This window comes from Streptomyces sp. NPDC001450 (assembly GCF_053597295.1).
Genome location: NZ_JBSFHY010000010.1, coordinates 141569 through 161049 on the forward strand (window position 1 = coordinate 141569; position 19481 = coordinate 161049).

Genomic DNA, 19481 nt, shown 5'->3' on the forward strand with positions numbered 1-19481 from the left:
CCCAGCACCGCCCCGAGTGCACAAAAAGGACTTCCCTACAAATAGGGTGTACGGGGCAGCTCTCGTCCCCGAATCCACAGGAGCCCCGTGTCAGCCCGTCGCATCGCGCGCACCGCCCTCACCGCGGCCGTCGTCGCCCTGCTGTCGGCGACGGCGGCGGCCTGCGGCGACCGGGGCGGTCTGGAGGCCGCCGGGGTGACCCCGACCGCGGTGAGCCCGGCGAAGCTCTGGCCGGACCTCCGGCCGGCGTCCAGCCCGGCCTACCCCTACGACGAGGGGAGCACCGAGACGGTCACGGGCGTCGAGGTGCCGGGCGACGACATCCGCAAGGTCGATCCGGTGGACGTCGTACGGGCCGAGATGGCCGCGCATCCGGACGACTACGGGTCGAAGGGGGCGTACCACGCGACCGTCGAGCGGATGAAGGAGTGCGACGCGGGCGGGGACCGGGCGCGGTGCCCGCTGCTCAAGGCTTACTACCGGGATCTCACCGGGGACGGCCGGGCCGACCTGACGCTCGGCTTCCGGCTGTACCCGACCAACCAGACGGCGGTGCGGGTCTACACGGTGGAGAAGCACAAGCTGGTGCAGGTGCTGGCCGACAACGACGCGATCATCGGCGTCGAGCTGGCCGGCCGGGCGGTGATCGTCCGCTCCCCGGCCGGGATCTCCGGGTACGAGTACCGCACCACCTGGGCCTGGGACCCGGACCAGCGGGCCATGGTGTTCTCCCGGGACGAGTTCCTGCGCACCGGCAAGGGCCGGCACAGCCACGCGCCCTCACCGTCCGCCGGCACCACCCCGCCGGTGAGCGCGGGATGAGGCCCGCGCTGCCCCAGTGGGCCGGGACGCTCGCGGTGAAGTCGGCCGCGTTCATCGCGGCGATGTGCTGCGCGCTGGCCGCGCTGCTCGGCGTCCTGGTGCATGTGTCGGTGACCAACCAGACCGTCGGCCAGGCCCGCGACCTCGCGCTGTCCCGGCTGCAGGACGCCACCGAGGCGTACCAGGCCGGGGACGCGCTGCTGCCGGGTGCCGGGGTGGACCCCGGGGGGCTCCCCGAACGGCTGCGGGCGCTCGCCGTGGCCGGGGAGCGCGGCACGATGGTCTCCTCGCACCTGGGGCGGCCGACCATGTGGGCGGCGGGGCCCGCGGGCGGCCACCGGGCGCTCGCGGTGGAGGTCGACTACTCGCAGCAGGCCCGTACGATCGCCGGGCTCGACCGGTCCATCCTGTGGTCGTCGGCGCTGGCGATCGGGGCGACGCTGCTGGTCGGCGCGTTCGCGGTGACCCGGGTGACGCGGCGGCTGCACGGCACCGCACAGGTGGCCCGGCGGATCAGCGCGGGCGATCTGGACGCCCGCGTGAACGACCCCCGGACGAAGGACCCCTCACGCCCCCAGGACGAGGTGGCCGCGGTGGCGGCCGCGCTGGACTCCATGGCCTCCTCGCTGCAGAGCAAGCTGCTGAGCGAGCAGCGGTTCACCGCGGACGTGGCCCATGAGCTGCGCACCCCGCTGACCGGGCTGCACGCGGCGGCCGAGCTGCTGCCGCCGGGCCGGCCGACCGAGCTGGTCCGGGACCGGGTGGCGGCGCTGCGCACGCTCACCGAGGACCTGCTGGAGATCTCCCGGCTGGACACCGGGCGGGAGAAGCTGGAGGTGGACACCGAGGAGCTGGGCACGCTGGCCGGGCGGGTGGTGCGCGCCTCGGGGACGGACACCGAGGTGCGGATCGTGCGGGACGCCCGGGTGGAGACGGACCGGCGGCGCCTGGAGCGGGTGCTGGGGAATCTGGTGACCAACGCGCACAAGCACGGGGCACCTCCGGTGGTTCTGACCGTGGACGGGCCCGTGGTGACCGTGCGGGATCACGGGGGCGGGTATCCGGAGTACCTGGTGGCTCATGGGCCGCAGCGGTTCCGTACGGAGGGTGGGGCCAAGGGGCATGGGCTCGGGCTGACCATCGCGGTGGGGCAGGCGGAGGTTCTGGGGGCGCGGTTGTTCTTCGGCAACGCGGTGGGCGGAGGGGCGGTGGCCACGCTGTACCTCCGGTAGGCGGCCCCATGTGGCGGGCGCCCGAACGAGGGTCCTCCTGGCGCCACGCTGATACCGACAACTCAGGCAAACGGCACACAACACGCCCCGTTTGGGTAGGTTCCGGACATGACCAAGGCCGGAACAGCCATGGCGGCGCCGCGGACACCCGCCCCCGCCGTACGCCTTCCCCGACGCCGTGGCATCGAACTGGCCCTGATCGTGCTGGCCGTCCTGCTGTCCGTGTACGGCTACTGCGCCGTGGGCCTGGCGAGGACCGGTACCGTCCCGCCGGGTGCCGCCGGTTACGGCGCCGGGCTCGGTGTGCTCGCCCTGTTCGCGCATCTCGCGGTCCGGATCCGGGCGCCGTACGCCGACCCCCTGCTGCTGCCCATCGGCGTGCTGCTCAACGGCCTCGGCCTGGTGCTGATCTACCGGCTCGACCTGGAGACGCCGGGCCACCGGGCCGCCCCCACCCAGCTGGTGTGGTCCACGCTCGGGGTGGGTCTGTTCATCGTCGTCGTGCTGATGCTGCGCGACCACCGGGTGCTCCAGCGCTACGCGTACGTCTGCGTGGTCGCGGCCCTGGCTCTCCTCCTGCTGCCGATCCTCTTCCCGGCGGTCAACGGTGCCCGCATCTGGATCCGGATCGCCGGATTCTCCATCCAGCCGAGCGAGTTCGCCAAGGTCCTGCTCGCGGTGTTCTTCGCCGCCTACCTGGCCGCCAACCGCAACGCGCTCGCCTACACGGGCCGCCGGCTGTGGCGGCTGCAGTTCCCGACCGGGCGGGTGCTCGGGCCGATCGTGACGATCTGGCTGCTGAGCGTCGGGGTGCTGGTGCTGGAGCGCGACCTCGGGACCTCGCTGCTGTTCTTCGGGCTGTTCGTGGTCCTGCTGTACGTCGCCACCGGCCGCACCGGCTGGCTCGCGGTCGGTCTGGTGCTCGCCGTGCTCGGCGCCTTCGCCGTCAGCCGCTTCGAGCCGCATGTGAACGGCCGGATCGAGGACTGGCTGCACCCCTTCGCCACCATCGAGGCCGGGCAGGGCCCCAACCAGCTCGCGCAGTCCCTGTTCGCCTTCGCGGCCGGCGGAGTCCTCGGCACCGGGCTCGGGGCCGGCCACTCCATCCTCATCGGCTTCGCCACCAAGTCGGACTTCATCCTGGCGACGGCGGGCGAGGAACTGGGCCTCGCCGGTCTCGCGGCGATCTTCCTGCTCTACGCCCTGCTCGTGGAGCGCGGCTACCGGGCGGGCCTCGCCCTGCGCGAGCCGTTCGGCCGGCTCCTCGCGGTCGGCCTCGCCTCGATCGTCGCGCTCCAGGTGTTCGTGATCGCGGGCGGGGTCACCGGCCTGATCCCGCTGACCGGCATGGCGATGCCGTTCCTCGCCCAGGGCGGCTCCTCGGTGGTCACCAACTGGGCGATCGTGGCCCTGCTGATCCGGGTGAGCGACTCGGCCCGCAGCCAGTACGACGGGCAGGAGGCCCCGTGACCGAGTACGGCAACGGCCGGCCGATGGCCCGGTACATCCGGCACGCCTGGGCGTTCTGCGCCCTGCTGCTGGCGGCCCTGCTCGTCAACGCCGCCCGGGTGCAGGTGGTCCAGGCGGGCTCCTACGACGCCAACCCGGCCAACCGCCGCCCCACGATCGCCCGTTACCAGCAGCCGCGCGGCGACATCCTGGTCGGCGGTGAGCCGGTCACCGGCTCCCACGACACCGGCGAGCAGCTGCGCTACGAACGCTCCTACCGGGACGGCCCGTTGTACGCGCCGGTCACCGGCTTCGCCTCGCAGATGTACGGCAGCACGTTCCTGGAGCACACGGAGGACGGGGTGCTCTCCGGCACGGACCCGATGCTGTCGCCGTTCCCGCTGTGGAACGACGTGACGCGGGGGTCCAGTCCGGGCGGGGACGTCGTCACCACCGTCGACCGGGAGGCGCAGCAGGCGGCGTACCAGGGGCTGCACGGGCGGCGGGGCGCGGTGGCCGCGATCGAGCCGACCACGGGCCGGATCCTGGCGCTGGTGTCGACCCCGTCGTACGACCCCGCCGAGCTGTCCGGCAACAGCGAGGCGACGGCCTCGGCGTGGGCGCGGCTCAACCACGACCCGGAGAAGCCGATGCTCAACCGGGCGGTACGGCAGACCTATCCGCCGGGGTCGACGTTCAAGGTGGTCACCGCGGCGGCGGCGCTGGACGCGGGTGTGGTCACGGACCTGGACGCGTCCACCGACTCCCCCGACCCCTACCGGCTGCCCGGGACCAGGACCCGGCTGACCAACGAGGGCGACGGCTGCGCGGACGCCTCGCTGCGGGAGGCCTTCGAGTGGTCGTGCAACACGGTGTTCGCCAAGCTGGCCGTGGACGTCGGGGTGGCGGACATGTCGGCCACGGCCCAGGCGTTCGGCTTCAACGACACCCGGCTGCGCGTCCCCTTCGAGGCCGCCCCCAGTACCTTCGACACCCATGTGGACAAGGCGCAGCTCGCGCTGTCCTCGATCGGGCAGTACAACACCCGGGCGACCCCGCTGCAGATGGCGATGGTCGCGGCGGCCGTGGCCAACGGCGGCCGGCTGCGCACGCCGTACCTGGTCGAACGGACCACCCGCCACGGCGGCGAGACGCTCAGCGGCGGCGGGATGCGGCCCGACCGGCAGGTGATGCGTCCGTCCACGGCCGTACAGCTGAGGAAGCTGATGACCGACGTGGTCACGGACGGCACCGGCACCAACGCGGCCATTCCCGGGGCCGTGGTCGGCGGCAAGACCGGCACCGCCCAGCACGGCGTCGGCAACTCCGGTGTGCCGTACGCCTGGTTCGTCTCCTGGGCGCAGGCCGACGACGACCTGGAACCGAGGGTCGCGGTCGCGGTGGTGGTCGAGGACGCCTCGGCGGACCGGGGCGAGATCAGCGGCGGCGGGGACGCGGCACCGATCGCCCGGGAGGTGATGCGGGCGGTTCTCGGCCTGTGAGACGGGGGGTACCGCGACCCGTGGTGGCCGACCTACCGTTCGGTCATGACGCATGCGCCGGTCACCCGCGAACTCGCCCAGGTCAACATCGCCCGCCTCAAGTTCCCGTTGGACTCTCCCGAATTGAAGGACTTCGTCGACGCGCTCGACCCGGTGAACGCCGTGGCGGACGCCGCGGAGGGGTTCGTCTGGCGGCTGGAGAGCGACTCCGGCAACGCGACCGACATCCCCGTCCTCGGCGACGAGTGGCTGATCATCAACATGTCGGTGTGGCGGGACACCGACGCGCTGACCGCGTTCATGTACCAGGGACAGCACCGGGAGTTGCTGGCCCGGCGCCGGGAATGGTTCGAGCGTGTCTCGGAGGCGATGACCACCCTGTGGTGGGTTCCCGCCGGCCACCGCCCGACCGTGGCCGAGGCGGAGGAACGACTGCTGCACCTGAGGGTGCACGGCCCGACACCGTACGCCTTCACGCTGCGAACGTCGTTCCCCGCACAGGAGGCGGCGGTCAGTCGATCGGCTTGATCATCTCGTCGCGGACCTTGACGGTGTTCCGGGCGGCGGCGTCGAGGTCCACGTCGGCGGAGTCCTTCCGCTGCAGGCCGACCTCGCCGACCACGGCCGCCGTGTTGCCGTCCGCCCAGGCGCAGACCGGGTAGGTGATCGTCACCAGCGACTGCTTCTGGGTGAGCACCTCACAGCTGATGGTGACGTCCGAGCCGGACGGGGTGACGTCCTTTGCGGCTTCGACCACCGTCACGCCGTCGGTCTCACTGGCCCCCTTGAGCAAGTTGCTGCGAACGTCGTCCTCGTTCTTGAACCGGCCGTACATGCTCGACACCAGCAGCATGCCCTTGGAGTCGTCGCCGCCCGGGCTGTAGCGGCCGACCAGGGCGTGGACGTCCTTGGCGTCATAGGCGCCGTCGGCCTCGTCCTCGACCTTCTGTCCCTCGCTGTCGGAGAGGTCGTCGGCGAGGACGTACTTCCCGTCCACCAGCTCGTGGGGCAGGGTGAGCTTGTTCTCGGCCGCGGGGAAGTCGGTCCCGAGCACCGCCCCGACTCCTCCGAGGCTGCCGAGCACGGCCAGACCGATGACCCCGCCTATGATCCCCAGCGCCAGACCGGGCCCGCGCTTCTTGGGAGGCGGACCCATCGGCGGCACGCCCCAGCCGGGGTACGGCTGCTGCGGGTAGGGCTGCGGAGGGTACGGCTGCTGCTGGGGGTACGGCTGCTGCTGGGGGTACGGGGAGCCGTACGGCCCCGGAGGCGGCGGGGCCTGCGGCGGCTGCTGCCCGTACGGGTGCTGGGGCTGGTACGGGTACTGGGGCTGCTGCGGCGGCGGAGGCATGGACACGCCAGAACGCTACTGCACCGTGCGAGCGGGTCAGACCTCGCCCGCCCCCGACTCGATCGCGTCCCGCACCTCGGCGACCCGCTCCCGCTCCTCCGCGGCGAAGCGCTCCGCGTCCAGTTGCTCGGCGATCTCCTCGTCCTGGGCCATCAGCAGGTCCAGGTTGGAGTCGCCCATCTCGAACACCCCCATGTCGACATAGGCCTGCTGGAGCCGCTTGCCCCACAGGCCGATGTCCTTGACGCAGGGCACGATGCGGCTGAACAGGAGGCGGCGGAAGAGCTGCAGGAACTCGGAGTCCGCGCTGATCCGCTCGGCCTCGGCCCTGGCGATGCCGAAGTTCTCCAGCACCTCGATGCCGCGCAGCCGGTCGCGCATCAGATAGCAGCCCTCGATGACGAACTCCTCGCGCTCGCGCAGCTCGGCGTCCGTGAGCTGCTTGTAGTAGTCGCGCAGGGCCATGCGTCCGAAGGCCACGTGCCGGGCCTCGTCCTGCATGATGTAGGCCAGGATCTGCTTGGGCAGAGGCTTGTTGGTCGTGTCCCGGATCATGCCGAAGGCGGCGAGGGCGAGCCCCTCGATGAGGACCTGCATCCCGAGGTAGGGCATGTCCCAGCGGCTGTCGCGGAGGGTGTCGCCGAGCAGCGACTGGAGGTTGTCGTTGATCGGGTAGACCATCCCGATCTTCTCGTGCAGGAATCGGGCGTAGATCTCGGCGTGCCGGGCCTCGTCCATCGTCTGGGTCGCCGAGTAGAACTTGGCGTCCATGTCCGGCACCGACTCCACGATCCGCGCCGCGCAGATCATCGCGCCCTGCTCGCCGTGCAGGAACTGGCTGAACTGCCAGGACGCGTAGTGCTGGCGCAGCTCACCCTTGTCCCTGTCGGAGAGCTTGGCCCAGTACGGGGTGCCGTACAGCGACATCGACTCCTCGGGGGTGCCGAGCGGGTCGTACGGATCGACCTCCAGGTCCCAGTCGATGCGGGTCTGTCCGTCCCACTGCTTGTCCTTGCCCTTCTGGTACAGGGCGAGCAGGCGGTCCCGGCCCTCGTCGTACTCCCAGCTGAACCGGGCCGCACCACTGGCGGGCACCTGCCAGAGGGGGTCTCCGGGGTTGTTCGTGTACAGGTCATGCGTCGGCATACCTCGCAGGCTCACACGTAGACGCCGAGTCAACAAGTCATGCGCAGGGGATTGACGGCCTTGCTGACAGGCAGTCTCATAAGAGGCGGACGACGTACCCCGGGTAACGAGGTGAAAGAGCCATGACGACCCTGACGGAAGCGGACGCGCTCGACGGGCTGCGCGACGCGCTCGGCCTGCTCAAAGACCGCGAACAGGTGGCCGAGCGGCTGCTCGTCTCTTCCGCCAAGCACTCCTTCGACCCGGACAAGGAGCTGGACTGGGACGCGCCCTTCGAGGAGGGCAAGTGGTTCTGGCCGCCGGAGCTTCTCTCGCTGTACGGCACGCCGATGTGGCAGCGGATGAGCGAGGAGCAGCGGATCCTGCTCTCCCAGCACGAGGCCGCGGCGCTGGCCTCGCTCGGCATCTGGTTCGAGATCATCCTCATGCAGCTGCTCGTCCGGCACATCTACGACAAGGCGGCGACGAGCGCGCACGTCCGGTACGCCCTCACCGAGATCGAGGACGAGTGCCGGCACTCGAAGATGTTCGCGCGGCTGATCGCGCGGGGCGACGCCCCCTGGTACCCGGTGAGCCGGGCGCACCAGAACCTCGGCCGCGTCTTCAAGACCATCTCCACGACCCCCGGTTCCTTCACGGCCACGCTGCTCGGCGAGGAGGTGCTGGACTGGATGCAGCGGCTGACGTTCCCGGACGAGCGGGTGCAGCCGCTGGTCCGGGGTGTCACGCGGATCCACGTGGTCGAGGAGGCCCGGCACGTCCGCTACGCCCGCGAGGAGCTGCGCCGCCAGATGCTGACGGCTCCCAAGTGGTCCCAGGAGTTCACCCGGGTCACGTCCGGCGAGTTCGCGCGGGTCTTCTCGGTCGCCTTCATCAATCCCGAGGTCTACACGAACGTCGGCCTGGACAAGCGGGAGGCGATGGCGCAGGTGAAGGCGAGTGGGCATCGGCGGGAGGTCATGCAGACGGGCGCGAAGAGGCTGACGGACTTCCTGGACGACATCGGGGTGCTGCGGGGGGTCGGGCGGCGTCTGTGGAGGTCGTCGGGCTTGCTGGCATAGCCGGGGCGTCCGGACCCCGGGGCGCGGCGCTGCGTCGGTATGCGGCCGAGCCGCGTGGGCGCGACCAGCCACAACGGACCCGCAGACAGAAACGGGCCCTCCGAGCGGAGCGACTACGCTGCGGAGCATGACCCCGCCGGCAGCCACCCCCGCCTATCGCCGCCTCAGCGTCGAGGAACGCCGCAGTCAGCTCCTCGACGCCGCCCTCTCGCTCTTCGCGCAGCGCGCCCCCGAGGACGTCTCGCTCGATGACGTGGCGGAGGCGGCCGGGGTCTCCCGTCCGCTCGTGTACCGGTACTTCCCCGGAGGGAAACAGCAGCTGTACGAGGCCGCGCTCAGATCGGCGGCCGAGGAGCTGCAGCTGTGCTTCGACGAGCCCCTGCACGGCCCTCTGATGCCACGGCTGTCCCGGGCCCTCGACCGCTATCTGACCTTCGTGGACGAACACGACACCGGCTTCAGCGCGCTGCTCCAGGGCGGCAGCGTGGTGGAGACGTCCCGGACGACCGCCATCGTGGACGGGGTGCGCCGGGCCGCCGCCGAGCACATCTTCAGCCACCTCGGCGTCTCCGCCCCGGGCCCGCGCCTGCGCATGACCGTCCGGATGTGGATCACGGCGGTGGAGGCGGCCTCCCTGATCTGGCTGGACGAGGGCAAGCAGCCCCCGGTCGAGGAGCTGCGCGACTGGCTGGTCGAGCAGTTCGTGGCCATCCTCACGGTGACCGCGGGACGTGACCCGCAGACGGCGGACCTCGTCGGCGCGCTCGCCGAGGATGACCGAGACTGAAGCCGTGAAGAGTCAGGACACCCCCTTCGAGGGCGGCCCCATGGACGGGCGCGTACTGCCCGTGCTGCTGGGCATGACCGGCCACCCCCCGAAGACGTACCGCATCCCGGTTCCGGACGCGGCCGGCGGCCCGCCGACCGTGCTCGTGTACCGCCGCGTACCGAGGGGGCACAGCAAGAAGCTCGGCATGGTGCAGGGGTGGAAGTACCAGTACGCCGCCGAAGGTGAAGAGGGGGCGGGGAAACCGGGGGGCAAGGTCAGGTGGCCCTGGTCCAAGCCGGACGAAAGGCCGTCCGGCAAGCCGGATGACGCGTCCGGGTGACAGGGTTGCGCCGAACCGCGTAGGCAGGGCACACATATCTCCCCACATGTCTGATTATCGCCGTGCGGCGACGGGTGGAAAGTCCACCCGTCCACACCGGAGGTGATGACGTGTCAGGAGTGCTTCTACGCCTGGCCTGTACGGCCGCGGTGGCGGCCCAGGCCGTCCTCGCGCCCGTGGCGGCGGTGGCCGCGCCCGACCCGCAGCGGCCCGTCTCCGAGCTGCTGACGGACCTTCAGCAGCTGTATCGGCAGACCGAACAGGCCACCGAGACCTACAACGCCACGGCGGAGCAGCTCAAGAAGCAGCAGGCCGAGGTGGACCGCCTCGACGGCGAACTGGCCCGGGCCCGGCTCGCCCTGCAGGGCAGCCGGATCGACGCCGGACGTCTGGCCCGGGAGCAGTACCAGAACCGCAGCGACCTCTCCCCCTACGTCCGCCTGCTGCTCGCCCCCGACCCGCAGCACGCGCTGGACGAGGGCCATGTGATCGGGCAGCTGGCCCGTGAGCGCGCCGAGACGGTGGACCGGCTGGCCGGCACCGCGAAGAAGAAGGACGCACTGGCCAGGGCCGCCCGCAAGGCCCTGGACACCCAGCAGACCCTCGCCGCGCGGCAGAAGAAGCAGCGCGACGACGTGACGACCAGGCTGGCCGACGTCGAACGGCTCCTCGCCTCCCTCACTCCGCAGCAGCTGAGCGCGATCGCCCGGTTGGAACAGCAGGGAGTGGCACAAGCCCAGGACAAGCTCGTGACCTCGGGCGCCCTCGGCAAGGCCGCGACCCCTTCCTCGGCCGAGGGCGAGCGGGCGGTCCGCTACGCCATGGACCAGCTCGGCAAGCCGTACCAGTGGGGAGCGGCGGGCCCGAAGTCGTACGACTGCTCGGGCCTCACCTCCCAGGCCTGGGACCACGCGGGCACCCCCATCCCCCGCACCAGCCAGGAACAGTGGGCCCGCCTGAAGAGAGTCCCGCTGACCGATCTGCGCCCGGGCGACCTGGTGGTCTACTTCCCGGAGGCGACGCACGTGGCGATGTACGTGGGGGACGGGAAGGTCGTACAGGCACCAAGACCGGGCGAGAAGGTCGAGGTCTCCCCCTTGGCTTCCAATCCGGTACTCGGTGCCGTACGCCCTGACGACTCTCCCGCTCAGTCCCCGGCGACCGAGGCCAGGTAGGCCTCGGTCTTCTCCGGCTCGTAGAAGAAGTTCTCGAAGTCGGCCGGATCGTCGAACGCGTTGGCGAATCGATTCGCCACCGGCTGCAGCTGTCCAGCCGCACCGATGAGGTTCAGGACGTGCTCCGGCGGCGGCGCCAGCATGGTGTTGGTCCACTTGGTGACGTGCTGGGCGGTGGTCCAGTACCGGTCGAACGTGCCGCGCATCCACTCCTCGTCGAACGGCTTGTCCTCCCGCTCCAGGATCGAGGCGAGGTACGCGGCCGCGCACTTGGACGCGGAGTTGGAGCCCTGTCCCGTGATCGGGTCGTTGGCGACGACCACGTCGGCCACGCCGAGGACCAGACCGCCGGAGGGCAGCCGGCCGATGGGGTTGCGTACGGTCGGGGCGTACCGGCCCGCCAACGTGCCTCCGGCGTCGGTCAGTTCGACCTTCGTGGCCCGTGCGAACTCCCACGGAGTGAACTTCTCCATGAGTTCCAGGGTCAGGGAGAGGTGCTCCGCCGGGTCCTTGACGCCGTTGAAGACGTCGAGCGGGCCGCCGGGTATGCCCTCCCAGAACAGGATGTCGGCCCGGCCGGAGGTGGTGAGCGTCGGCATGATGAACAGCTCGCCGACCCCGGGGACCAGGTTGCAGCGGACCGCGTCGAACTCCGGGTGCTCCGGGCGCGGGCCGAGGCCGTGGACGTACGAGACGGCCAGCGCGCGCTGCGGCTCGCTGTACGGGGAGCGCTCCGGGTCGCGGGCGAACATCGAGACCAGCTCGCCCTTGCCCGCCGCGACCAGGACGAGGTCGTAGGTGCGGGAGAAGTAGTCGAGGTCGCCGACGGCCGCGCCGTGGATGACCAGCTGGCCGCCGCGCTGGGCGAAGGTCTCCATCCAGCCGGCCATCTTCACCCGCTGGTCGACCGACTGCGCGTACCCGTCGAGCCTGCCCACCCAGTCGATCGCCCGCTGGGTGGGACCGGGGTCGTGCGAGCCGGGGGCCGCGACCGAGACGCCGAGTCCTTCGATCCTCGGGGCCTGCGACTCCCAGGAGTTCAGCTGGAGATCGCGCTCGTGCTGCAGTGCCGTGTCGAACATGCACTGGGTCGACATGACCCGGCCGGAGCGGATCTCGTCCGCGGTCCGGTTCGACATCAGGGTGACCTCGTAGCCGTGCGACTGCAGACCGAGGGCGAGCTGGAGTCCGGACTGGCCGGCTCCGACGACGAGTATCTTCCGCATGCGGGTGTGTCTCCTACGGGGCTGGGGACTACTCGGGGGTTTCGTCCAGCGCGTGGCCCACCAGGGCCAGGAGGGTCTCGATCACCGAGATCCGGCGCCGCGCGTCCATGATCATGACAGGGATGTGCGCGGGGATGGTCAGCGCCTCGCGTACGTCCTCCGGCTCGAACAGCTCGCTGTCGTCGAAGTGGTTGACCGCGACGACGTACGGCAGTCCGCAGCTCTCGAAGTAGTCCAGTGCGGGGAAACAGTCCTTCAGGCGGCGGGTGTCGGCCAGGACGACGGCGCCGATCGCGCCGCGCACCAGGTCGTCCCACATGAACCAGAACCGCTGCTGGCCCGGCGTGCCGAACAGGTAGAGCACCAGGTCGTCGTCGAGCGTGATGCGGCCGTAGTCCATGGCCACCGTGGTGGTCAGCTTGCCGGGCGTGGCGGAGAGGTCGTCGGTGCCCTCGCTCGCCTCGGTCATCAGCGCCTCGGTCTGCAGCGGTGTGATCTCCGAGACGGTCGTGACCAGCGTGGTCTTGCCGACACCGAAGCCACCGGCGACCACGATCTTCGTGGCGACGGGGGCCCGGTCCCGGTCCTTCTGCCAGGCCTTCAGATCCTCGTCGGGCTCGGTGAAACCGGCGACGAGAGGGGTGACACCGATGGCGTCAGAGACGGCGGAGTCCACTCAGCACCCTTTCCAGCAGAGCGCGGTCCGGGCGGCCGGTGCCGTGACCCGTTCCGGTGCCGTACACACGGATCTTTCCCTGGTCCGCGAGGTCGCTCAGCAGGACGCGGACCACACCGAGCGGCATTTTCAGCAGCGCGGCGATCTCGGCCACCGTGCGCATACGGCGGCACAGTTCGACCATGGCCCGCATCTCCGGCATGACCCGGGTGGCGAGGTAGCCGTTCGTCAGTTCCTTGCGCTCCTCCGGGGCCTCCAGCGCGGCCACGAAGGTCTCCACCAGGAGGACGTGGCCGAAGCGGGTACGGCCGCCGGTGAGCGAGTAGGGGCGGACGCGGGCGGGTTTGCGGTCGCCGCCGCGGACCGGGAGCTGATGCTTCTTGGCCGGGCCGCTCATCGGGTGCTCCCCGTCGACTCGGCCTCCAGGGATTTCCTCAGCTCGCTGCGGAGCTCCGGGGTCAGGACGTGGCCGGCGCGGCCGACGAAGAGCGCCATGTGGTACGCCACCACGCTCATGTCGCACTCCGCGGAACCGTGCACGCCGAGCAGCGAGCCGTCGCTGATCGACATGACGAACAGGCTGCCCTCGTCCATCGCGATCATCGTGTGCTTGACGCCGCCGAACTCCAGGAGACTGGCGGCGCCGATGGTGAGGCTGCCGATACCGGAGACGATGGTTGCCAGGTCGGCGGAGGAGCCTCGGGGGCCCTTCGCCGCCTTCTTCTGGCGGGACTCGGCCGTGCGGGCTGGGTCGGAGGAGAGCAGGAGCAGGCCGTCCGAGGAGACGACTGCGACGGACTGGATGCCGGGTACTTCCTCCACCAGGTTGGTCAGCAGCCAGTGCAGGTTGCGGGCTTCACTGCTCAGGCCGTAGGTACTGGGCGCGGTCAACTGCTTGCCTCCTCGGCTGTGCCCCCCGTGGCTTGTTCGGTGTGTGCGGCCATCTCTGCCTCTACGTCCCTGTAGCCGGCCTGTGCTCCTTGGCGGAAGCCGCCGAGTCTGCGGCGGAGGGCTTCGGCGTCCACGCCCCCGCTGCGCTGGCGGGGCGGGGCTGTGGGCGAGGTGATCCTGGGTGTGCGCTTGGGGAGGCCCTTGCTGGTGAGCGCCTCGGCTTCGCCTTCGGCGTCGTCGTTCCCACCCGCACCACCCGTGCGGCTTTCGTCGTCGGGTGCGGGTGGCCCCAGCGGGGCGTGCTCGCCGTCGGCGGCCGCGGGTGCGTCGTGGGCCTCGGGGGCGTGGGGGGCCGCGGGCACGCCGTGGGCCTCAGGGACGTCATGAGCCGCCGGCACGCCGTGGGCCTCAGGGACGTCATGAGCCGCCGGCACGCCGTGGGACTCAGGGGCTTCGGCGGCCTCGGGTGCGTGGGGGGCCTCGGGGTCCGTCGCCGGGTCCGGGAGCAGTAGCTCCATCGTTGTTTCGGCGAAGGTCTCTGCCGGCTGCTTCGGGCGGGTCACCGATTCCTCGGTGGTCGGCTCGCCGGGCTCCGGCCTGGTGTGGGTCTCCAGGGCCTCCGCTTCGCGGGCGAGCTTCTCCGCCAGCGCCACCAGCGGGTCCGTGTTGTCCTTGTCCGGGTTCTTCGTGCGGGCGTGCAGGACGTTGGAGTTGGCCTCGGCGTCGGCACCGGGGAAGGAGACGGTCTGGGTGGTGTCCGAGCGTCCGGCCTGGGGCGGGACCGCCGCCGCGGGGGCCTCGGCGAGGAGGGACTGGGGCAGGACGACGACCGCCGCCACCCCGCCCTGCTTCTGCTCGCGCAGCTGAACGCGGATGCCGTGCCGGTGGGCGAGGCGGGCCACGACGTACAGGCCGAGACCGAGGCCGGTGTCGCCCTCCTGGTCGTACGGCGAGGCGGGGTCGAAGTCGGTGAGGCGGGCGTTGAGGCGGTCGAGCCGGTCGCCCGCCAGGCCGATGCCCTCGTCCTGTACGGAGAGCATGACCTCGCCGGATTCGAGGAGCCAGCCGGAGACCTCGACGGGCAGCTCCGGCGGGGAGAACGAGGTGGCGTTCTCCATGAGTTCGGCGAGGAGGTGGGAGAGGTCGTCGGCCGCGAAGCCCGCCACATGGGCGTGCGGGGGCAGGGCGGCGATGCGGACGCGCTCGTAGCGTTCGATCTCGCTGACCGCCGCCCGTACGACGTCCACCAGCGGGACCGGGCCGTGGTGCTGCTGGACGTGCTCGGTGCCGGCGAGGACCAGGAGGTTCTCGCTGTGGCGACGCATGACCGTGGCGAAGTGGTCGAGCTTGAAGAGGGTGGCGAGCCGCTCGGGGTCCTGTTCGCGCTCCTCCAGGCCCTCGATGACCGCCAGCTGGCGCTCGACCAGCCCCAGGGTGCGCAGGGCGAGGTTGACGAACGTACCGCCGATGCTGCCGCGCAGCCGCTCCAGCTGGGCGGCCGACTCGTCGAGCTCGGCGCGCAGTTCCTCGCGGGCGTCGGCCATCTTCTGCCGCTGGCCCACCAGGTGCTTGCGGTCGGTCTCCAGGGTGGTGACCCGCTCGTGCGCGGCGACGGTCTGCTCGTGCAGGCCGACCGCGTGCGCGTGCAGGGCGTTGACCGAGCGGACGACCTGGGCGAACTCGTCGTTGCGGCCGGTGAAGCTGATCGGTTCCTGGGCGACCGGGTCCTCGGCCTCGGCCAGGCGGGCCGAGCCGCGGCGCAGGACCGACAGCGGGCGGGTCAGGGTGCGGGCCATGGCGGTGGCGATGCCCACGGCGACCAGCATCAGGGCGCCGAGGACGGCGACGCGGATCTCCAGGGCGGTGACGTCGTCGTCCCGGAGCCCCGCGAGGTCCTTGGTGCGGTGGTCGTAGAGGGCCGACTCGGCGCCCCGCATCAGGTCGACGCGGGCGGACAGGGCCGCGTCCAGCTTCTTGGTGCTGGTGGTCGGCTCGCTGCCGGTGAACGTCGGCTGGTCGGTGAGGGCGGCCAGGTACTTCTCCGCCGAGTTGACCTCGGGACCGGTGACCGTGGAGTCGTACGAGGCCACCGCCGCCTTGGGCGCGGTCTCGCGGAAGTCGGCGAGGGCCGCGTCGGCGCGCAGGCGGGCCTGCTGGGCGGCGGCGGTGAGCGCGTCGCGCTGCTTGCGGTCCGCCTCGTTCGTGGTGGTGGTCGTGGTGGGCAGACCGGTGGTGGGGTTGATCACCGTCTGGGTGGTGGACGGGATGTTCAGCGCGGCCAGCAGCAGGCCGCGGGCGGCCGCGGACTGCTGGACGGCGGAGTCCAGTTCGGCGAGGGAGTAGGCGCCGGAGCCGGCCCGCGGGGGCAGCTGGTCGGCCAGGGCGTCGGCGAGGCGGTGCAGTTCGCTGATGGTGGCCGAGTACGCCTGGTGGGTCTGCAGCGCGTTCGACTTGCCGGTGAGGGCGGCGCGCCGGACGGCCGCGATGGCGTCCAGGTCGGTGCGCAGCGAGGCCGGGGTGTCGGTGTCGGCGCGCAGGTCGTCGACCTGGCGGTCGACGCGGGCGCTGCGCTGCTCGGAGGGCGCCTTGGCCTTGGGGCGGCCGGCGGCGATGTAGGCGGTGACCTCGTCGCGTTCGTCGGCGAGCGAGTGGGCGAGCGCGAGCGCGTCCTGGGTGCGGGCGGCCAGCGTCACCAGTTCCTGGGAGTCGCCGAGGTCCTGGGAGGCGGTGAGCAGCGCGGGCGCCCCCGCTCCGGCGATGGCCGCGGCCACCACGGCCACGGCCACGATCAGCCGGGTGCGCACATGGGTGGGGCGGCCGGTGCCCACGGGGGTCTGCTCGGCGACCCCCTCGGGGGCCGTCTGCCTGCCTGTGCGCCGAGGCCGCTTCTTCTGCACCGGTGCTCGCATTCCTGAACTCGTCTACCCAAGGGCCCGGGTGGCGCCCCGTGATCTGCGACAGGGCCCAGGTACCAAGTGGTGCGTACACCCGGTTCGTACGGTTCCCGACCCTCCCAGCGCCGGTGGGCAGTGGTCGCGCATCACCTGACCCGCCACCCGAAGGAGTGAACATCGGAGGGGAGTTGACGGGCAAGTTCCTGTGGCGCGTGCAGGGCCCTTGTGCGGTGGGCCGGTTGGACGCGCGCGGCAGGCTTTGGCACTATTCGCCACCACGCCTTCCCGGAGTGCGTCATTTACCCCCAAACCAGGCGCCTGGCCTGCGGGGTCATGTCAATTCGGCGGTGCTTGCCAGCCTCTGGCGAAGTCTGTGAAGGGGTCGTGCAGACTGGCCGAATGCGCACTGATCTCGTTTCGGAAGCCGGCGACCCGACCCGACCCAACGAGGACTTCGCCGGAGTCGGACTACCCGCGTCCGGTCAGGGGGGTTGTGTGATCTTGCTGGACGGAGTGACGCCGCCGCGGGACGGGACGGGGTGTCTGCATTCGGTCCCCTGGTTCACGGCGCGGCTCGGCGGGGCGCTGACCGAACTGACCGTTTCCGGGCGAGATCTGACGCTCCCGGAGATTCTCTCGCGGGCGATCGCCCGGACCGCGGAGGCCCACGCGCACACCTGTGAGCTTTCTCACCCGCGAACCCCCCAGGCGACGGTGGTCCTGACCCGCTGGTCCGCCGAGACCGTGGAGTACCTGGTCCTGTCCGACTCCACGCTGCTCCTGCAGTCCCCCGACGGCGCGGTCACCCCGGTCCTGGACGACCGGCTCGACCGGCTGCCCCGCTCCGCGCTGGCCACCGACGCCCTGATCGACGCGCGTCTGCGCAACAAGGAGGGCGGCTTCTTCACGGCCGCCGCCGACCCCTCGGTCGCCTCCCGCGCGGTCACCGGCACCCTCCCCCGCCACGAGGTGCGGGCCCTGGCCGCCCTGACGGACGGTGCGACGCGCTGGGCGGAGAAGTTCCACGAGGGCGACTGGACGACCCTGTTCGGCCTCGTCGCCAAGGAGGGCACCCGCTCCCTGGTCGACCGGGTACGGGAGCTGGAGTCGGCGGACCGGGAGGAGCGGGCGTTCCTCGGCCGCAGCAAGACGCACGACGACGCGACGGCGGTGTACGTCGAGCTCTGAGGCCTGTCCGACCATTCCCCTCGTCCGCCCGGAGCGGTCGAGCTCCGGGCTCCGTCCGGAGCGCCGGCTACTTCTCCATGCCGGTGTTCAACTGCTGCAGCAGCCGGGCCAGTTCGGCCACCTCGTGGCGGTCCCAGTGGGCCAGCTGGCTGACGTAGCGGGCGCGGCGGGCCTCGCGGACCTTGCCGACGCGGCCGCGGCCCTCGTCGGTCAGGGTCACCAGCCAGGCGCGGCCGTCGGCGGGGTCGGGCTCGCGGGCGATCAGGCCCAGCTCCTCCAAGGCGCGCAGCTGGCGGGACATGGTGGCCTTGCCGACGCCGATGTAGGCCGCGAGTTCGGTGGCGCGCTGGCCGCCGAGTTCGTCGAGGCGGATGAGCAGGCCGTACGCGGAGGACTCCAGGTCGGGGTGGACCTCGCGGGCCATCTCGCCCTGGTTTGCCCGGGCACGCCTGAGCAGCACGGTCAACTCGCGCTCCAGCGCCAGGAATTCCTGGTCTGCACCACTCGGCGTCACCTGGTCGGTGACCCGATGTCCGTCGCCGTTTCCGTCCTCGTGCACGTCAGCACCCCTGATCGGTTTCGCTGTCCTGAAAGTTTCTGTCAAACGCCGCCATTGCCGCAGCTCCGTAAGTATTTCGCAGGCGTAGACCAACGGCAGCCTCCGGACCCCCTTCCCACGCCGTCATCTACGTGCGTAGCTTCTTTAGCAGGCAATCAATGACATGCCCACGCCAGTGGATCAGCGGTCACTTCACGGTCCCCCACCTCACTCCTCGGAGGCACGTCATGCGCGTGCACAGACCCGGTTCCCCCCACCCACGTCCGCTCGCCGGCCTCGTCACCGCCCTGCTCGCGGCGCTCTCCCTGGCCCTTCCCCTCGCCACTGCCCAGGCGGCGAGCACCCCCAGCCGTGGTTCGGCGTACATGGGCATGGGAGTCCTCGCCCACGACGGACAGCACGGCACCCCCTCCACCGGTGACGTCACCCAGACCGAGGGCGTCGACGTCTCCGGCTACCAGGGCAACGTCGCCTGGAGCACCCTGTGGAACAGCGGCGTCCGCTGGGCCTACACCAAGGCCACGGAGGGCACGTACTACACGAACCCCTACTTCGCGCAGCAGTACAACGGCTCGTACAACGTCGGCATGATCCGCGGCGCGTACCACTTCGCGACCCCGGACACCACGAGCGGCGCCACCCAGGCGAACTACTTCGTCGACCACGGCGGCGGCTGGTCCCGCGACGGCAAGACCCTGCCCGGGGCGCTCGACATCGAGTGGAACCCGTACGGCGCCGCCTGCTACGGCAAGTCCACCAGCGCGATGGTCGGCTGGATCGCCGACTTCCTGAACACCTACAAGGCGCGGACGGGCCGGGACGCCGTGATCTACACGGCCACCAGCTGGTGGACCCAGTGCACCGGCAACTACGGCGGCTTCGCCGTGAACAACCCTCTGTGGATCGCCCGCTACGCCTCGGACCCGGGGACGCTCCCGGCGGGCTGGTCGTACTACACGATGTGGCAGTACACCTCCTCCGGCCCGACCGTCGGGGACCACGACAAGTTCAACGGGGCGCTGGACCGGGTGGTGGCGCTGGCCAACGGCTAGCTCAACACCCACCCGGCCGGGGGCCCGGGGGTCGTCCCCCGGACAAGCACAGCAACGGGGCGCTGGACCGGGTGGTGGCGCTGGCCAACGGCTAGCTCAACACCCACCCGGCCGGGGGCCCGGGGGTCGTCCCCCGGACAAGCACAGC

19 protein-coding genes are annotated in these 19481 nt (G+C 71.2%); 11 read left to right on the plus strand and 8 right to left on the minus strand.

The genetic code is table 11. From position 1 onward, the window contains the following. Positions 1-87 precede the first annotated feature (87 nt). The 5 genes from ACWC5O_RS13720 to ACWC5O_RS13740 all read left to right on the plus strand — a co-directional run bounded on the left by ACWC5O_RS13720 (position 88) and on the right by ACWC5O_RS13740 (position 5533). Positions 88-822, plus strand: coding sequence for a hypothetical protein (locus tag ACWC5O_RS13720; protein WP_450580867.1), 735 nt, complete (start codon positions 88-90; stop codon positions 820-822). Beyond that, on the plus strand, positions 819-2054 hold the full coding sequence (locus ACWC5O_RS13725; RefSeq protein WP_450580868.1) for an ATP-binding protein: 1236 nt from the start codon (positions 819-821) through the stop codon (positions 2052-2054). Before ACWC5O_RS13720 ends, ACWC5O_RS13725 begins: the two co-directional genes overlap by 4 nt. A 108-nt stretch (positions 2055-2162) precedes the next feature. Beyond that, positions 2163-3524, plus strand: coding sequence for an FtsW/RodA/SpoVE family cell cycle protein (locus ACWC5O_RS13730; protein ID WP_450580869.1), 1362 nt, complete (start codon positions 2163-2165; stop codon positions 3522-3524). Between the two features lie 23 nt (positions 3525-3547). Then, complete coding sequence (locus tag ACWC5O_RS13735) at positions 3548-5005, plus strand: penicillin-binding transpeptidase domain-containing protein (protein ID WP_450581098.1); 1458 nt, start codon at positions 3548-3550, stop codon at positions 5003-5005. Positions 5006-5050: 45 nt separating this feature from the next. Continuing rightward, positions 5051-5533, plus strand: coding sequence for a DUF3291 domain-containing protein (locus ACWC5O_RS13740; RefSeq protein WP_450580870.1), 483 nt, complete (start codon positions 5051-5053; stop codon positions 5531-5533). On the opposite strand, the gene ACWC5O_RS13745 is transcribed toward ACWC5O_RS13740, so the two are convergent. Both ACWC5O_RS13745 and ACWC5O_RS13750 read right to left on the minus strand, forming a co-directional pair. Further along, complete coding sequence (locus ACWC5O_RS13745) at positions 5517-6356, minus strand: hypothetical protein (RefSeq protein ID WP_450581099.1); 840 nt, start codon at positions 6354-6356, stop codon at positions 5517-5519. The two genes, ACWC5O_RS13740 and ACWC5O_RS13745, sit on opposite strands and share 17 nt — an antisense overlap. A gap of 36 nt (positions 6357-6392) precedes the next feature. Next, positions 6393-7502: a ferritin-like domain-containing protein gene (locus ACWC5O_RS13750; RefSeq protein WP_450580871.1), complete on the minus strand. Its 1110-nt coding sequence runs from the start codon at positions 7500-7502 to the stop codon at positions 6393-6395. Between the two features lie 122 nt (positions 7503-7624). Here ACWC5O_RS13750 and ACWC5O_RS13755 point away from each other — a divergent pair, with 122 nt between their 5' ends. The 4 genes from ACWC5O_RS13755 (at position 7625) to ACWC5O_RS13770 (ending at position 10847) form a co-directional block, all read left to right on the plus strand. After that, positions 7625-8563 (plus strand): AurF N-oxygenase family protein, encoded by a 939-nt coding sequence (locus tag ACWC5O_RS13755; RefSeq protein ID WP_450580872.1) that lies wholly within the window; start codon positions 7625-7627, stop codon positions 8561-8563. 127 nt (positions 8564-8690) lie between these two features. After that, positions 8691-9350, plus strand: a complete 660-nt coding sequence (locus ACWC5O_RS13760) for a TetR/AcrR family transcriptional regulator (protein ID WP_450580873.1) — start codon at positions 8691-8693, stop codon at positions 9348-9350. Positions 9351-9354: 4 nt separating this feature from the next. After that, the gene (locus ACWC5O_RS13765) at positions 9355-9672 is read left to right on the plus strand and encodes a hypothetical protein (protein WP_450580874.1); all 318 of its coding nucleotides are present in this window, start codon (positions 9355-9357) and stop codon (positions 9670-9672) included. 110 nt (positions 9673-9782) lie between these two features. Next, positions 9783-10847 (plus strand): NlpC/P60 family protein, encoded by a 1065-nt coding sequence (locus ACWC5O_RS13770; protein WP_450580875.1) that lies wholly within the window; start codon positions 9783-9785, stop codon positions 10845-10847. Here the strand turns inward: ACWC5O_RS13770 and ACWC5O_RS13775 are convergent. Genes ACWC5O_RS13775 through ACWC5O_RS13795 form a run of 5 tightly spaced genes read right to left on the minus strand, consistent with a single transcriptional unit; the run spans position 10820 to position 16537 of the window. Beyond that, positions 10820-12073, minus strand: a complete 1254-nt coding sequence (locus ACWC5O_RS13775) for a styrene monooxygenase/indole monooxygenase family protein (RefSeq protein ID WP_450580876.1) — start codon at positions 12071-12073, stop codon at positions 10820-10822. The genes ACWC5O_RS13770 and ACWC5O_RS13775 overlap by 28 nt on opposite strands. A gap of 28 nt (positions 12074-12101) precedes the next feature. Continuing rightward, positions 12102-12749 carry a GTP-binding protein gene (locus ACWC5O_RS13780; protein WP_450580877.1) on the minus strand — a complete coding sequence of 216 codons (648 nt, stop codon included), beginning with the start codon at positions 12747-12749 and terminating at the stop codon, positions 12102-12104. After that, positions 12730-13146 carry a DUF742 domain-containing protein gene (locus tag ACWC5O_RS13785; protein WP_450580878.1) on the minus strand — a complete coding sequence of 139 codons (417 nt, stop codon included), beginning with the start codon at positions 13144-13146 and terminating at the stop codon, positions 12730-12732. Before ACWC5O_RS13785 ends, ACWC5O_RS13780 begins: the two co-directional genes overlap by 20 nt. Further along, the gene (locus ACWC5O_RS13790; protein ID WP_450580879.1) at positions 13143-13640 is read right to left on the minus strand and encodes a roadblock/LC7 domain-containing protein; all 498 of its coding nucleotides are present in this window, start codon (positions 13638-13640) and stop codon (positions 13143-13145) included. Before ACWC5O_RS13790 ends, ACWC5O_RS13785 begins: the two co-directional genes overlap by 4 nt. Further along, positions 13637-16537, minus strand: a complete 2901-nt coding sequence (locus ACWC5O_RS13795; RefSeq protein WP_450780972.1) for a nitrate- and nitrite sensing domain-containing protein — start codon at positions 16535-16537, stop codon at positions 13637-13639. Before ACWC5O_RS13795 ends, ACWC5O_RS13790 begins: the two co-directional genes overlap by 4 nt. A 396-nt stretch (positions 16538-16933) precedes the next feature. On the opposite strand from ACWC5O_RS13795, the gene ACWC5O_RS13800 reads away from it, so the two are divergent. Then, the gene (locus ACWC5O_RS13800) at positions 16934-17722 is read left to right on the plus strand and encodes a hypothetical protein (protein WP_450580881.1); all 789 of its coding nucleotides are present in this window, start codon (positions 16934-16936) and stop codon (positions 17720-17722) included. 67 nt (positions 17723-17789) lie between these two features. Here the strand turns inward: ACWC5O_RS13800 and ACWC5O_RS13805 are convergent, their stop codons facing one another. Further along, complete coding sequence (locus tag ACWC5O_RS13805) at positions 17790-18281, minus strand: MarR family winged helix-turn-helix transcriptional regulator (RefSeq protein WP_450580882.1); 492 nt, start codon at positions 18279-18281, stop codon at positions 17790-17792. A 227-nt stretch (positions 18282-18508) separates the two neighbouring features. Between ACWC5O_RS13805 and ACWC5O_RS13810 the strand changes: the two genes are divergently transcribed. Beyond that, positions 18509-19333, plus strand: coding sequence for a lysozyme (locus ACWC5O_RS13810; protein WP_450580883.1), 825 nt, complete (start codon positions 18509-18511; stop codon positions 19331-19333). Positions 19334-19481 lie beyond the last annotated feature (148 nt).